This window comes from Janthinobacterium psychrotolerans (assembly GCF_001677885.1).
Taxonomy (GTDB): Bacteria; Pseudomonadota; Gammaproteobacteria; order Burkholderiales; family Burkholderiaceae_D; genus Janthinobacterium; species Janthinobacterium psychrotolerans.
The window spans coordinates 309,607-324,532 of the sequence record NZ_LOCQ01000057.1; the positions used below are offsets into that span (position 1 = coordinate 309,607).

A 14,926-nucleotide genomic window follows, 5' to 3' on the forward strand; every position below is an offset into this window, starting at 1 on the left:
GGATAATGTGATGAAATATTTCTAAAATGAAATTAATTCCACGGCATCCATGGTTATTCTGTACACACTCTCGCTACCCGGCGAGCGGCGCGTCGGTGGCTGCCGGCAAACCTTCTCCACTATAAATAACAATCAAGGAAGTGTTCATGACTCCATTTCGACATCGCCTGCGCGCAGTTCCACTGCTGCCGCTGGCATTGGCGCTGTCAGCGTGCGGCGGCGGCAGCAGTGATCAACCGGCGGCAGCCGCCACGGCCCAGTTAAGCGCACTAGTATCGTCGGAAACCGTGCTCACGCCGGTGGGTGCGACGGCCAGTTCGGCCGAACGGGGCGATCTGTCGGCCTCCGCCGCCATCGACCGCAACGACGGCACGCGCTGGGGCAGCGGCTTTGGCGATGCCGAGAATCTGACGCTGGACTTCGGCAGCGCGCAAGCGATCACCCGCGTGCGCATCGCCTGGGAAAACGCCCACGCCAGCGCCTACCAGCTGCAGGTTTCCAATGACCTGAGCAACTGGACCACCATCCGCAGCGTCGAGAACAGCAGCGGCGGTGTCGAGGACCTGACGGGCCTGTCGGGCCAGGGCCGCTACCTGCGCATGCAGGGCGTCAAGCGCGCCGGCCAGTACGGCTACTCCATCTTCGAGATGCAGGCGTTTTCGGGCACGCCCGCCACCGTGCCGGGCGAGCCGCCGGTGACGCCACCGGTGACGCCCGCCGACCCGAGCCAGCCGGGCGTGGTGATCAAACCGGTCGCCGCCACCTCCTCGGCGTTGGAAAACCCCGGCATGTCGGCCGCCATGGCGATCGACGGCAAGAGCGCCACGCGCTGGGCCAGCAGTTTCGAAGACGGTGCCTGGATCCAGTTTGACTTCGGCGCGCCGACCGCCATCGGCTACCTGCAGCTGCAATGGGAAAACGCCTACGGCAAGGAATATGCGCTGCAAACCTCGAACGACGGCAACCAGTGGACCCAGGTGCGCTACGTCACGAACGGCAAGGGCGGCGCCGAGGAATTTTTCAACCTGGGCGTCAACGCGCGCTACGTTCGCCTGCAGGGCGTGGCGCGCGCCACCCAGTATGGCTATTCGCTGCTCGAAGCGGTGTTCAAGGCGCCCGGCAGCGACAATACCCTGCCATCGACGGCCACCTCGGCGCTCAAATTCCCGATCGACGGCAGCGCCTTGCAGCCGCTGCCGTCCGCCAGGGAGCCGCTCGAAACGCTGCAGTTTTCGCTGCCCGACGGCACCCTGGTGACGCGCTTCGGCGCGCGCGGCCTGGCCCGCCATGGCCGCGAACGGGGCGAGGAGTGGAACGAGATCGGCTATGGCCCGAATGAAACGATCGACCCGGTGACCGGCCTGGCCGTCGACAAGGGGCCGGGCAACTACCTCACCTTCGTGCCGCAATACTTCAAGAACCGCACCTGGGGTGTCGAGATCATCGACAACAGCAAGGTTGCCGGTGTGACTAAACCGACCCTGATCGTCAACCAGTACACCACGGTCGACTTCCTGCCAGGCGGCGTGGCCTTCTTCCGCGGCATCGACCGACCCGGCGTGACCGGCTACGGCTGGATGTCGCCCGGCGAACTGGTCGACCGCAACGTCCCCGTGTGCAAACCGCTGGCCTACCCGGCCGCCGGCAAGCTCAATACCGCCAGCGGCATCAACGGCGCCTGCACCCTGTTGATCAAGGACTATCCGGGCCATGGCGGGCTGGACGCGAACGGCATGCCCAATGGCGTCGACGTCAAGGCGCGCGCACTGACGTCGGGCGATATCATCGAAGTGTCGCCATCGATGTTCTCCACCAAAGAAGCCATGGCGGCCCAGGGCGACGACGGCGGCATCCGCTATTACTCGTACGAATGGACGTATGTGGTTGGCGCCGGCCTGCGGCCGTGGTATGGCGTGCAGCCGCGCCTCAATTCCGTGCCGCTGCCGGGCGAGACGCTGTCGGGCGGCCTGGGTTCCGTGTCCTATAACTACTCGGACAATGGCCTGTTCATGTTCCAGCAGCCGCACAACCATATTGGCATGCAGAACATGCAGCGCTTCGTCGAAGGCCGGCGCCTGGTGCATACCAACTTCCGCACCGGCGAACACAATGAAGGCGGCAACGACCGCTACGCGCCAGCCGTCGGCCTGCAGGGTCCGCGCTACACCCAGTCGGCCTGCATCGCCTGCCACGTCAACAATGGCCGCAGTCCGGCGCCGGCATCGATCAACCAGCGGCTCGACACCATGGCGGTGCGTGTCGCCGCCCTGAACGCGCACGGCCAGCAGGTGCCGCATCCGCAATACGGCACGGCGATCCAGATGAACGCCGTCTCCGGCGCCGGCGTGGCGCAGAACTGGGGCAATGGCGTGGCCGTCGGCGGTTTCGAGACCAGCCAGGTGACCCTGGCCGATGGCAGCAAGGTCGAACTGCGCAAGCCGGTGCTGGCGTTTGACGGCCAGGTGCCGGCCATCGCCTCGCTGCGCGCCGCCCCGCCGATGATCGGCACCGGCCTGCTCGAAGCCGTGACGGAAAGCGACATCCTGGCGCGCGTGCGCACCACGCCCGACGCCGACGGCGTCAAGGGCCAGGCCAACTTCGTGTTCGACCCGGAAAGCGGCGCCGTGCGCCTTGGCCGCTTCGGCTGGAAGGCGGGCAAGGCCACCTTGCGCCAGCAGGCGGCAGAAGCCCTGCTGCTGGACATGGCGGTCACTTCGCCCGTGTTCCCGAACCGCGCATGCATGGCCGGCCCGGTCGCCTGCGCCGCCGGCGGCAAGCAGGCCGGCATTTCCGAGTCGGACCTGCAGTCGATCTCGCACTACCTGGCGCTGGTGGCGGTACCGGCCCAGCGCAGCATCGCCAGCGGTTTCCCGAAAGGCGTGGCGCCGATCGACGAGCACAAGGTCGATGCGCAGCAGGTGTCGCTTGGCTCCAAACTGTTCCAGGGCATGCGCTGCGCCGCCTGCCATACGGCGGAAATGAAGACCGGTTCGGGCCACCTGTTCGCCGAACTGCGCGACCAGACCATCCGCCCTTACACCGACCTGCTGCTGCACGACATGGGCCCTGGCCTGGCCGACAAGTTTGCCGAAGGCCAGGCGCAAGGCGCCATGTGGCGCACCGCGCCGCTGTGGGGCATCGGCTACACGGAAAAGGTGATGGGCAAGGAAGGCAAGGTCGGCTACCTGCATGACGGCCGCGCGCGCAGCCTGACGGAAGCCATTTTGTGGCACGGCGGCGAGGGAACAAAGGCGCGCCAGCGTTTCGAGGCGCTGTCAAAAGCCGAGCGCGACTCCCTGTTGGCGTTCCTGAAGTCGCTGTAACGTTGCAAACGGCCGGCGCCAGCGCGCCGGCCATCCTCTTCAGTCTTTTTTCTTGATCAGCCCCGCCAGCGCCGCGAACGGATTGTGCGTCGCCGGCGCCAGCTCGGCCGACAGCAGGCCGGCGCCGCGATCCGCCTCCAGGTAGCGCGAGTGTTCGTTGTCGTGGCAATACAGGCACAGCAGCTCCCAGTTGCTGCCGTCGGGCGGGTTGTTGTCGTGATTATGGTCGCGGTGGTGCACGGTCAGCTGCTGCACGTTGGCGCGCGTGAATTCGCGCATGCAGCGCCCGCAAATCCACGGATACATTTTCAGCGAGCGTTCGCGGTAGCCGCTCTCGCGCTGGTCGGCGGCGCGGCGCGCTTCGGCGACGATTTTGTCGAGCCGGGCCGCATCGGGCTTTTTGGTCTGCATGGCAAGCAACTTTCAAGATGGGAGGAAGAAGCCGCCATTTTAGCGCCAGCCGCGCCGCCCATGGCGGGGCCGGCAGCGCATTATCACAGTGAGACAACTTTTTTAGCCTGAATTGCGCCATAGCGCTTTGATTTAAAGCAAAATAAGCCCAAGCGATCCATCTTTACCATGACTCTTGCGCGCAAGCATATCGATGACAAGAACCCTGCAACGCCTGGCCAGCAGTGTCTGCAACCTCAGCCTGCTTCCACTGTTCGCGCTGCCGCTGCTGGCCGCGCTGTGGGGCGGCCTGTTCTACCAGGTGAGCCAGGAACGCGCCGGCGCCACGCGCGACGCGGTGGCGGCCAGCCAGTCGCTGGCGCGCACCCTGGCCGACCATACCAGCTATATCCTGCGCCAGAGCGATCACGCTACCCAGCTGTTCAAGCTGCGCCATGAAGCGGCCGGTGCGCACCTGTCGCTGGCGCAGTTCACCCGCACCGAGGGCCTGCTCGACAGCGTGCTGCCGTCGAAGCTGGAACTGCCGATCGCCGTCACTGACGGGCTAGGCAATATCGTCGACAGCGCCAATGGCTACGCTTCCGGCAACCTGGCCGGCCAGGCCTTCTTTCGCACCCTGGCCGCCACGCCCGGCGACATGGCGCTGGTCGACACGCCGGTGGTCGACCTGGCCAGCAAAAAATGGATGATACGTTCGGCGCGCCGCCTGAACGACGCCGACGGCGGTTTTGCGGGCGCGGTCGTGATCCTGATCGACCCCGGCCACTTTGTCGACGATTACGACCGACTGAACCTCGACGAAGACGGCGCGCTGATGCTGGTCGCGCGCGACAGCGGCGACTCGGTGGGCCGCATCGGCGAACGGCTGATCATCAGCGACGAGATCGACTTCCGCATGCCGGGCCCGCCCACCCATGCGCCCGAGGAAGCCGAAATCACGCCACCGCTGGACACCATTCCTCGCATCTACAGCTACCGCGACCTGGGCAGCTATCCGCTGCTGGCCGTGGTGGGCGTCAGCAGCGCGACGGCGCTGGCGCATGTCGAACACCGGCGCCGCGTCTATATCGGCGTGCTGATGCTGGCCAGCTTGCTGATCGTCGGTTTCACTTCCCTGCTGATGCGCCAGAGCCGGCGGCTGCGGCGCAGCATCCGCCAGGCCAATGACGCCCAGGCGCTGCTGCGCGCGGCGCACCAGGGCAGCCTGGACTCGGTGATGCTGCTCAAAGCCTGGCGCCCGGCGCCGGGCAAGCCGCCCGAGGATTTCATTTTCGCCGACGTCAACGAACGCGCCGCCGACGTGCTGGGCAAGCCGCGTGCCGAGTTGCTGGGCCAGCGCGCCCTGCCGCTGGCGCCGGTGCTGCGCGACGAGCGCTTCTTCCAGCGCTTCGTGCTGGTGATGGAGTCGGGCCAGCCGCTGGAGGACGAATTCGAACTGGTCCTGCCACATGGCGGCACGCGCTGGCTGCGCCACCAGATCGTGCCGATCAGCGACGGCGTGGCCGTCACCTCGCGCGACATCAGCGCGCGCAAGCACGACGAACTGGCGCTGCAGGACAACCGCAGCTTCCTGCAATCGCTGATCGACCACCTGCCCGTGCTGGTGTATGCCAAGAGCGCGCGGCCAGAGAACTTCGGCCAGATGGAAGTGTGGAACAAGGCCGCCGAAGACATCACCGGCTACCCGGCCGCGGACATCATCGGCAAGACCGACGGCGCCGCCTTTCCGGTCGGCTTCGGCCTGCATGACGACGAGGACGACCGCGCCATCCTGGCCGAGCGCGGCGTGATCGACCATCCGGAAAAGCCGCTGCGCCTGCAGGACGGCAGCGTGCGCCACCTGCACGCCGTGTCGGTGCCCGTGTTCGACGAGCGCGGCCAGGTCGAGCATATCCTCGGCATCGCCGAAGACATCTCGCAGCGCCGCCAGCAGGAACTGGCGCTGCGCCAGAACCAGGCCGAGCTGGCGGCCGTCAACGATGCGTCGCCGCTGGGGCTGGTAAGGCTGGACCGCGAGCGCCGCTGCACCTATGTCAACCGCACTTTTGAAGCGATCACCGGCCAGCCGCGCGCCTCGGCCCTGGGCGCGGGCTGGACCAGCGCCCTGCATCCCGATGACTTTGCGCACATGCACGCGGCCCTGGCCCAGCTGCGGCAAAGCCATGTGCCGGTCCAGTCCACCTTGCGCTGGCTGCACCGCGACGGCAAGCTGGTGTGGGTGTCGATGAAGATCGCGCCGATCCTGGTCGACGGTGGCATCGAGGGCTACGTGGGCAGCCTGGACGACATTACCATCCTGCGCGAGTCCGAGGTGGCGCTGCTGGAAAGCGAAGCGCGCCTGCGCACCATCGCCAACGCGCTGCCGGCCATGATCGCCTACATCGACGCCGATCAAGTCTACCGCTTCCTGAACCTGGCCTACGAGCGCGAGTTAGGCCTGACCGGCCTGCCGGCGCTGGGGCGCAGCGTGCGCGAAACCGTGGGCGCCGAGCGCTACGACTCGGTGGCGCCGTATATCGTGCGCGTGCTGGCGGGCGAGACGCTGAGTTTTGAAGAGGACGACGTCAAGGAAGGCATAGCGCGCTGCATGGAAGTGCTGTATATCCCGCAGATCGGCGAAGACCATCCGCAGGTGGCGGGCTTTCACGTGATGCGCCAGGATATCACCGTGCAAAAGCGCGAAAAACAGCGGCTGCTGCAGCTGGCCCAGGTCGATGCGCTGACGGGCCTGTCGAACCGCGCCGGCTTCGTGCAAAAGCTCACCGACGCCATGCATGCCAGCCGCAAGCAGGGCCGCCTGATGGCCGTGATGTACATGGACATCGACCGCTTCAAGCCCGTCAACGACACCCACGGCCATGGCACCGGCGACGCGCTGCTGCGCGCGTTTGCCCAGCGCCTGACGCAGACCATGCGCGCCACCGACATCATCGCCCGCCTGGGCGGCGACGAATTCACCATCATCATGGACAGCATCAGCCGGCCCGAAGACGCGGCCGTGCTGGCCGCCAATATCGTCTACGCCATGCGCCTGCCGTTCGAACTCGACGGCATCACCGTGCATATTTCGGCCAGCATCGGCGTGGCCTTCTACCGCGACGAAGACATCTCGCCGGCCGCCCTGCTGCAGCAGGCCGACGTGCTGCTGTACCAGGCCAAGCAGGATGGCCGCAATACCTACCGCGCCGCCGCCATGATAGCCTAGCGCCGGATGGTATATTGGCGGCTGTCTCTTCTCACCCGCTTCCACCATGCGCCTGTTGCACACTTCCGACTGGCATCTGGGCCAGACCCTGCACAATTACGAGCGGGGCTACGAACACCAGCATTTCCTCGACTGGCTGCTGGCCACCCTGGTGGCCGAACGCATCGACGTGCTGCTGGTGGCCGGCGACGTGTTCGACAACGCCAACCCGTCGGCCGCCTCGCAAAAGCAGCTGTATGGTTTTTTGCGCCAGGCGCGCGCGCGCCTGCCGGCCCTGCAGATGATCGTTATCGCCGGCAACCACGATTCGGCCGGCCGCCTGGAGGCGCCGGCGCCGCTGCTGCTTGACTACGGCACCCACATGCTGGGCCATATCCTGCGCGATGACAGCGGCCAGATCGACCTGGAACGGCTGCTGCTGCCCTTGACGGGTGCCGATGGCCAGGTGCAGGCCTGGTGCCTGGCCGTGCCCTTCCTGCGCCCCGGCGACGTGCCGAAACTGCCGGCCGGCAGCACGCAGGACGCCTACCTCGGCGGCATCGCCCTGCTGTACCGGCAATTGACGGAACTGGCGCTGGCGCGGCGCCAGCCCGGCCAGGCGATTGTCGCCATGGGCCACTGCCATATGGTGGGCGGCGAAATGTCGAATGACTCGGAACGGCGCATCGTCATCGGCGGCACCGAAATGCTGCCGTCGGGGATCTTCGACCCGGCCATCGCCTACGCGGCGCTGGGCCATCTGCACCTGGCACAGGCCGTCGGCGCAGCGCAGCATATCCGCTACTGCGGCAGTCCGATCCCGCTGTCGTTCGCCGAAGTGCATTACCGGCACCAGGTGCTGTGCCTTGACATCGACGGCGAACAGTTGCGGGACGTGCGCGCCATCGACATCCCGCGCGCCGTGCCGCTGTTGCGCGTGCCTGAAAAACCGGCGCCGGTGGCCGAGGTGCTGGCGCAGCTGGCAGCGCTCGACCTTCCAGACGCCCCTCACGAAGCGCAGCCCTTCCTGGAAGTGCGCGTGCGCCTGGACGCACCCGAACCGGGCCTGCGCGCGCGCATCGAAGCGGCGCTGGACGGCAAGCCGGTGCGCCTGGCCAAGATCGATACCTCCAGCGCGGCGCGCAGCACGCAGATCGAGTCGATGACGCTGGACCAGCTGGCGCAATTGCAGCCCGACGACATCTTCCGCCGCCTGTACCAGCAAAAATTCGGCAAGGAAGCGCCGCCCGAACAACTGTCGGCGCTGGCGGAGCTGCTACTGCCCGGCGCCTGAGTTTCAATATAAAGCACCATGAAAATCCTCACTATCAGTGGCAAGAACCTCGCTTCGCTGGCCGGCGAATTCATGGTCGACTTCGAGCAGGAACCGCTGGCGTCCGCCGGGCTGTTCGCCATCAGCGGCCCCACGGGCGCCGGCAAGAGCACCCTGCTCGACGCGCTGTGCCTGGCCTTGTACGACGCCACGCCGCGCCTGCTGAAGGTTCAGGGCCGCAACGCCGTGCCCGACGTCGGCAAGGAAACCGTCAACGCCCAGGATACCCGCACCCTGCTGCGCCGTGGCACGCCGGACGGCTGGGCGCAAGTCGACTTCGTCGGCAACGACGGCCACAGCTACCGCGCGCGCTGGAGCGTGCGCCGCTCGCGCACCAAGGCCGAAGGCGCGCTGCAGGCCACCGCCATGAGCTTGCACCAGCTGCCCGCGCTGCAGGCCATCGGCGGCACCAAGACGGAAGTGAAGGAAGCGATCGAACAGCGCATCGGCCTGTCGTTCGACCAATTTACGCGCGCCGTGCTGCTGGCGCAGAACGAGTTTTCCACCTTTCTGAAAACCGAAGACAACGAGCGCGGCGAACTGCTGGAAACCCTGACCGGCAGCACCATCTATTCCGATATTTCGATCCGCGCTTTTGAACGCGCCAAGCTGGAAAAACAGGCGCTGGAACGCCTCGTCGACAAGCTGGCCGACCAGCGCCCACTGCCGGTCGAGGAACGCGCGCTGGTCGAACAGCAAGGCGCGCAAGCGGAAGCGGCCTTGCAGCAGCTGGAACTGCATAAAGCTGTGCTGGAGCAGCAGCAGCGCTGGCACCTCGATGCGCAGCGCTTGCAGGCACAGGCCAAAGAAGCCGGCGACGCGCTGGAAGCGGCCCAGGCGGCGCGCGCTGCCGCCGACGCACGCCGCGACGCACTGGCGCAATGGGACCTGCTGCAGCCGGCGCGTCCGCTGATGGCCGATGTGGCGCGGCTTGCCGGCGACAGCGCTGCCGCCACCCTGGCGCTGGGCACTGCGCGCCAGCAGGCGCACGATGCGCTGGCAAGCCAGGAGCAACTGGCCGTCGCCGCCTTGCAGACGTCCACGCACTTGCACACGCAGGAAGCGGCACAGCGCGAGGCGGCGCCGCTGCTCGACCGGGCCAAGGCGCTCGACGCCGGCATCGCCGCGCAACTGCCGGCCCACCACCAGGCCAGGGATGCGGCGCAGGCGGCCGATGCGGCCAACGATGGAGCGCGCACCCAGCTGCTGGCGGTGCAGCAGCACCGCCAGGCCCTCGATACGCAGCAGGAAGCGGGATTGAACTGGCTGGCCGGCCACCGGCACTGGCAGGCGCTGGCAAAGGACTGGACCTTGTGGGACCAGCTGTTTGCCCAGGCCGGCCAGGCGGCGGCGCAGGCCGATATGGCGCAGGCCAGTTTGGCGCAGGCGGCGCAGCTGGCCGGCCAGGCCACGCTCGATACGGCCATCGTGCAGGAAGCGCTGACGGCGGCCATCGACAAGACGGCCGCGCTGCAAGCGCAGCGGGCCGCCGCCATCGCCACGGTAGCGGCGCTCGATGGCGAGCAATTGCCGCTCCAGCGCCAGCAGCTGGACAGCCACGCCAGGGTCCTGGCGGCGGCCGACAAAACCTGGGCCGAACTGTCGCGCCAGCAGCAACAGCTGGCGCACTGGCAAGCCAGGGCGGCACAACTGGCGCAGGCCATTGCAGCCGAAAATACCGCGCTGGCGCAAGAAACGGCCAGGACGCCGGTCATCGAGGCCTCGCTGGCGCAGGCCGAAAGATCACTGAAAGGCGCCGAGGCGGCCTGCGCCGCCAGCGTCGAGCAGCTGCGCGCCACCCTGGTCGACGATGCGCCCTGCCCCGTCTGCGGCGCGCTCGCGCACCCGTATCATCACGCCGACCATGCGCTGCAGGCCATGCTGGCCAGCCTGCGGCAAGGCGTGCAGGACTGCCGCGCGCAGGCGCTGTCCAATACCCGCCAACTGGCGGCGCACCAGGCCGCACTGAACGGCCTGCTGCGCGAACAGACGGCAGCGGCGCAGGAGCTCGATACCCTGCCGCCGACGCTCGCCGCCCTTGCCGCGCAATGGCAAACCCAGTCGGCCACCCTGCAACTGCCTGCGGCTAGCATGCGCAGTGCCTGGTTCAACGAACAGCTGGCCGCCAATCAGGCGGGCCTGCAGGCGCTGGCGGAACAGGAAAGCGCGCTGCGGCAAGCGGGCGCCAGGCGCGAGCAGCTACAAGCGGCGCATGAACAGGCAACGCAGGAACAGGCACGCTTGACGGCGCAGCTGGCGCAAGCGCAGGCGCGGCTGGCGCAGTTGCAGGCGCAGCAGGCAGCGGCCAGCGACAAGGGCCAGGCCGCGCGCGCCCAGCTCGACGCCTTGCTGGCCCAGCTGGACGGCGCGTTTGGCGAGGCCGACGGCGCCGAAGCCTGGAAAGACAGCTGGCGCCAGGGACCGGCCGATTTCCGCGCCGCGCGCCAGGCGGAAAGCCAGCAATGGCTCAAGCAGCAAGCGGCACAGGACGAGCGCAGCCATGCTTTGGTGACGGTGGCGGCGCAACTGGAAGCACTCGGTACGGCGGCGGCAAAAGCACGCCAGGCGGCGCAGGACGCGCATGCCGCCTTCAAGGCGCTGGACACGAAGTTGATCGCCACCCAGGCCGAACGCGCGGCGCTGTGGAATGGCCAGCCGGTGCTGCAGGTGGAGCGCGCCTTGGCGAGCGCTGTGGATGCGGCCAGGGCAAACCTGGCCACGCGGCAGGCGGCAGTGCAGCAGGCCAGCGAGCAGCGCACGCGGCTGGACGAAGCGCGCGCGCAAGCCATGCGGCGCCTGGACAGCTTGCAGACACAGGCGGCAGTCGCGGCAACAGCGCTGGAAGACTGGCTGCGCCAGTTCCAGCACCATCACCCTGCACAGGCGCCGGCGGATACGGCGGCGTTGCGCGAACGCCTGAACCTGGCGCCGGAAGCCATCCGCGCCGAGCGCGACGCCCTGCAACTGATCGACGCGCAACTGGCCGAAGCGCGCACGGTGCTGGCCGAACGGCTGCGCCAGCAGGCGCTGCACCAGGAACAGCCAACGGCCAATCTGGAAAGCGACATGGCGATCTTGCAGGCAGCGCTCGATGCGCTGCAGGCCGAGCGCCAGCAGGCCAGCCAGGCGGCCACCGCGCTGCGCCTGGCGATCGCCCAGGACGAGGCGCGGCGCCACAGCGCGCAGGCGATGCTGGCGCAGATCGATGCGCAGGCGATAGTCGAGCGCCGCTGGGCCAGCCTGAACGAACTGATCGGTTCAGCCGATGGCAAGAAGTTTCGCAACTACGCCCAGCAGTTCACCCTGGAAGTGCTGCTCGGTTATGCCAACGCCCACCTGAACCACCTGGCGCGCCGCTATCAATTGGAGCGCATCGGCAATCCCAACAACCCTTCGCTGGGCCTGATGGTGCGCGACCAGGACATGGGTGGCGAGCTGCGCTCGGTGCACTCGCTGTCGGGCGGCGAATCGTTTTTGGTGTCCTTGGCATTGGCGCTGGGCCTGGCTTCGCTGTCGTCGAACCGGGTGCGCGTGGAATCGCTGTTCATCGACGAGGGTTTTGGCAGCCTGGACACGGAAACCCTGCGCGTGGCCATGGATGCGCTCGATGGCCTGCAGGCCATGGGCCGCAAGGTGGGCGTCATCTCGCACGTGCAGGAAATGACGGAGCGCATCGCCACCCGCATCCTGGTGCACCCCGGCGCCGGCGGCAAAAGCGTGGTCAGCGTGCGTTGAAGAGTGCTTCAGCGCGGCACGCTGGCCTTGTTTATCTGATGCAAGTGCCAGCCCAGCTCGCGCCGTATCTGCTCGGGTGCCGGCGGCGGACGGCGCTGCGCCAGTTCCGCTTTCAGCCACTGTCTTACGAGTTCCTTGTCTGCCAGTATGCGTTGCTGCATGATGCGACCTTTCGAAGCCCTGATGGCTTATCTTCCCACTGAACGCGCCAGGGTTCGGGGCGTTGACACACACAAGGCGGCACGTGGCGCCTTTGCAACACCGGGTGAAGCATAGCCGCTTGCGTTAAAATTCTGCCCTCGGCAATCCAGCCATCGACCAAGGACACCCATGAAAGCCGCCCGCAGCCTTACCTTCAAATGCGTCAAATGCCAGAAAGCCGTGCAGGTCTACCTGCAAAAAGTGTCGGCCTGCTCGCATATCCAGCCCTATCAGGGCCTGTGCCAGTGCGGCGAACTCAAGCGCCACGCCACCGGCCAGGCCGATGCCGTCAAATCGTATCTGGAGTCGGCCGACGGCAGTTGGTCCCACCATCATTGATCCCGCATCACTAGTTGTTACAAACCAGCAGTTAAAGAATGCGCGCAGCCTGCCGTTAATTCCGATACAACGTTGATTTGGACTAGACCATGGCCACTACCCTGCCCCAGCTTCCCGCCCTCGGCGCGCGCCAGACCGGCGCCAGCGCGCTCACCGGCCAGCAGCCGGCTAAAACTGGCGGCAATGCCTCCAGCGCCGCCGACGCGCTGATGCAGCGTACCGCGCAGGACGTGGTGGCCCTGTCGAAAAAAGGCCTGGACCTGTCGGCGCAGGGCCTGGCGCAGCGCACCGATGCGCTGGGCAACGCGACGCTCGACGTGGCGCAGGACTTCCTCGGCAATATGGCGCGCCAACTGTTCGGCGATGGCGCCAGCATCAATTTCGACTCGATCGACCTGTCGGCCGCCTCCGGCTACGCCGCGCAGGTGTCCAGCAGCTCCGGCGCCGGCGGCACCCGCAATGCGGCCGCCTTCAGCCTGGCGGAGAACGCCCACTTTATCGGCAAGGGCACGATCACCACGGCCGATGGCCAGAGTTTCGACTTCGAACTGGAAGTGCAGTACGAATCGAAGATCAGCGCCAGCGCGGCCTATGAAACCAGCAACGAAGCTGAAGTTGCCGATACGGGCGAAGACGGCGGCCTGCCGACCCTGCAACTACCGTCGATGAACTTTGCCGGCAGCCTGGGCGACCTGTTCAGGATGCTGGGCCAGCAGTTGCAAAGCAGCATCTACGATGCCAGCCAGGACAGCGCCGACCAGGCCAAGGCCAAGGCTGGCGACGAAGTGGGCAGCTTGAGGTTGCGCCTGCTCAATCTGCTGCAGCCGCCGAAGACGGTTGACGAAGCGGCAAAGCCGGTGGAAGTGCCCACCACTGCCGCGCCCGAGTTGACGCCCGAGGCGCAGGCACGCGCCCGCGCCGTGGCCGAGGCCTACGGCGGCAAGCCAACCGCGTCGGACTAGGCTGCCGGGACGTATAATGGAAGACGGCCTGCGCAGGCGACCATGCCGCGCGCCACCTTCTTTCGATTGAATCCCATGCCTGACACCCCTACTTCCACCGTTCACCCGCAGATCCACTGGAGCGAAAACGGCGTCGAACAATCGGCGCGCTGGCGCTCGGAAAGCGGCATGCCGCCGCCCAAGCGCGTCGTTATCGCCGACGACCGCACGACGGCCGACCAGGCCTATCGCCTCGCCTGCGAAGGCACGGCCATGCTGTGGCGCGGCGACTTCCAGAACGCGCGCCAGCTGCTGCAAGCGCTGGCCCGCCGCGCCGACCACAAGCACGACAAGCCCGGCAAGAAAGCCCTGGCCGCCAAACTGGCCAAGCCCGAACCGAGCGCCACCGAAGCCTTCCACCTGCACCGCCAGGCCCAGTCGCAGCGCGCCCGCACCCTGGCCATGCTGCTGCTGCCGTTCGACGCCGACTACGCGATACCGCTGCGCCGCGCGCCGGACGTGAAACTGGCCTGCAATGAAGCCTACGGCCGTGGCGAAACGCCATTTGTCGCTTCGCTGCGCGAACTGCTGGGCCTGATCGGCGCCCACGAATGGCGCCGTACCGGCGTGGAACTGCCGGCCCTGGGCCAGCGCATCCACCCACACTACGGCGTATTCGCGCCGATCCGCGGCGAGTACGTGGGCCTGGTGGCAGACGCGCCGCTGCCGCCACGGGCCAGCCTGGCTTTCGATATCGGCACCGGCACCGGCGTGCTGGCCGCCGTGCTGGCCCAGCGCGGCGTCAAGCGCATCGTCGCCACCGACCAGGACCCGCGCGCCCTGTCCTGCGCCCGCGAAAACCTGGCGCGCCTCGACCTGGCCGACAAGGTCGAGGTCGTGCAAGCCGACCTGTTCCCGCCTGGCCGCGCGCCGCTGGTGGTCTGCAACCCGCCATGGCTGCCGGCCCGCCCCAGCTCGCCCATCGAATACGCCGTCTACGATCCCGACAGCCGCATGCTGCGCGGTTTCCTGGCCGGCCTGGCAGACCACCTGGAACCAAACGGCGAAGGCTGGCTGATCCTGTCCGACCTGGCCGAGCACCTTGGCCTGCGCCCGCGCGCGCATCTGCTGGAGTGGATCACCGCCGCAGGATTGAAAGTGGTCGACCGCCATGACGTCGCCCCGAGCCACCCGCGCGCACAGGACGCCACCGACAGCCTGCACGCGGCCCGCTCGAAGGAAATCACCTCGCTGTGGCGCCTGGCGGCGGCGTAATCGAGGCGTAAGCCGGGCCGCCATTGCGCAATGCAACAAACCGCGCTATAATTCGCCTGCGGGGTGGAGCAGTCTGGCAGCTCGTCGGGCTCATAACCCGAAGGTCACAGGTTCAAATCCTGTCCCCGCAACCAATTCTGTAAGTCGTTGATCTCAAAGGATTCCTGCTCAGTGTGCTGGGGTT

At 67.1% G+C, this 14,926-nt stretch carries 9 protein-coding genes and 1 tRNA gene; 8 read left to right on the forward strand and 2 right to left on the reverse strand.

The window, feature by feature from the left end:
* Positions 1 to 146: 146 nt before the first annotated feature.
* On the forward strand, positions 147 to 3,323 hold the full coding sequence (locus tag ASR47_RS16730) for a di-heme oxidoredictase family protein (protein WP_065308897.1): 3,177 nt from the start codon (positions 147 to 149) through the stop codon (positions 3,321 to 3,323).
* 39 nt (positions 3,324 to 3,362) lie between these two features.
* On the opposite strand, the gene ASR47_RS16735 is transcribed toward ASR47_RS16730, so the two are convergent.
* Positions 3,363 to 3,734 carry a YajD family HNH nuclease gene (locus tag ASR47_RS16735; protein ID WP_065308898.1) on the reverse strand — a complete coding sequence of 124 codons (372 nt, stop codon included), beginning with the start codon at positions 3,732 to 3,734 and terminating at the stop codon, positions 3,363 to 3,365.
* Positions 3,735 to 3,927: 193 nt separating this feature from the next.
* Between ASR47_RS16735 and ASR47_RS16740 the strand changes: the two genes are divergently transcribed.
* Genes ASR47_RS16740 through ASR47_RS16750 form a run of 3 tightly spaced genes read left to right on the forward strand, consistent with a single transcriptional unit; the run spans position 3,928 to position 11,986 of the window.
* Positions 3,928 to 6,939 (forward strand): PAS domain-containing protein, encoded by a 3,012-nt coding sequence (locus ASR47_RS16740; protein WP_065308899.1) that lies wholly within the window; start codon positions 3,928 to 3,930, stop codon positions 6,937 to 6,939.
* Between the two features lie 46 nt (positions 6,940 to 6,985).
* Positions 6,986 to 8,212, forward strand: coding sequence for an exonuclease SbcCD subunit D C-terminal domain-containing protein (locus ASR47_RS16745; protein WP_065308900.1), 1,227 nt, complete (start codon positions 6,986 to 6,988; stop codon positions 8,210 to 8,212).
* A gap of 18 nt (positions 8,213 to 8,230) precedes the next feature.
* Positions 8,231 to 11,986, forward strand: a complete 3,756-nt coding sequence (locus ASR47_RS16750) for an AAA family ATPase (protein ID WP_065308901.1) — start codon at positions 8,231 to 8,233, stop codon at positions 11,984 to 11,986.
* An 8-nt stretch (positions 11,987 to 11,994) separates the two neighbouring features.
* Here the strand turns inward: ASR47_RS16750 and ASR47_RS27480 are convergent, their stop codons facing one another.
* Entirely contained in the window at positions 11,995 to 12,147 is a 153-nt protein-coding gene (locus ASR47_RS27480) for a hypothetical protein (protein ID WP_171898971.1), read from the reverse strand.
* A 169-nt stretch (positions 12,148 to 12,316) separates the two neighbouring features.
* On the opposite strand from ASR47_RS27480, the gene ASR47_RS16755 reads away from it, so the two are divergent.
* From ASR47_RS16755 to ASR47_RS16770, 4 genes are all read left to right on the forward strand, one after another.
* Complete coding sequence (locus ASR47_RS16755; protein ID WP_065308902.1) at positions 12,317 to 12,526, forward strand: hypothetical protein; 210 nt, start codon at positions 12,317 to 12,319, stop codon at positions 12,524 to 12,526.
* An 89-nt stretch (positions 12,527 to 12,615) separates the two neighbouring features.
* Entirely contained in the window at positions 12,616 to 13,488 is an 873-nt protein-coding gene (locus ASR47_RS16760; RefSeq protein WP_065308903.1) for a hypothetical protein, read from the forward strand.
* A gap of 75 nt (positions 13,489 to 13,563) precedes the next feature.
* On the forward strand, positions 13,564 to 14,742 hold the full coding sequence (locus ASR47_RS16765; protein ID WP_065308904.1) for a methyltransferase: 1,179 nt from the start codon (positions 13,564 to 13,566) through the stop codon (positions 14,740 to 14,742).
* Between the two features lie 57 nt (positions 14,743 to 14,799).
* A tRNA-Met gene (locus ASR47_RS16770) sits at positions 14,800 to 14,876 on the forward strand.
* Positions 14,877 to 14,926 lie beyond the last annotated feature (50 nt).

Coding starts and splice junctions, on each gene's coding strand:
- ASR47_RS16760 (WP_065308903.1), top strand. CDS start 12,616: ATGGCCACTACCCTGCCCCAGCTTCCCGCCCTCGGCGCGCGCCAGACC.
- ASR47_RS16735 (WP_065308898.1), bottom strand. CDS start 3,734: ATGCAGACCAAAAAGCCCGATGCGGCCCGGCTCGACAAAATCGTCGCC.
- ASR47_RS16740 (WP_065308899.1), top strand. CDS start 3,928: ATGACAAGAACCCTGCAACGCCTGGCCAGCAGTGTCTGCAACCTCAGC.
- ASR47_RS27480 (WP_171898971.1), bottom strand. CDS start 12,147: ATGCAGCAACGCATACTGGCAGACAAGGAACTCGTAAGACAGTGGCTG.
- ASR47_RS16745 (WP_065308900.1), top strand. CDS start 6,986: ATGCGCCTGTTGCACACTTCCGACTGGCATCTGGGCCAGACCCTGCAC.
- ASR47_RS16730 (WP_065308897.1), top strand. CDS start 147: ATGACTCCATTTCGACATCGCCTGCGCGCAGTTCCACTGCTGCCGCTG.
- ASR47_RS16765 (WP_065308904.1), top strand. CDS start 13,564: ATGCCTGACACCCCTACTTCCACCGTTCACCCGCAGATCCACTGGAGC.
- ASR47_RS16750 (WP_065308901.1), top strand. CDS start 8,231: ATGAAAATCCTCACTATCAGTGGCAAGAACCTCGCTTCGCTGGCCGGC.
- ASR47_RS16755 (WP_065308902.1), top strand. CDS start 12,317: ATGAAAGCCGCCCGCAGCCTTACCTTCAAATGCGTCAAATGCCAGAAA.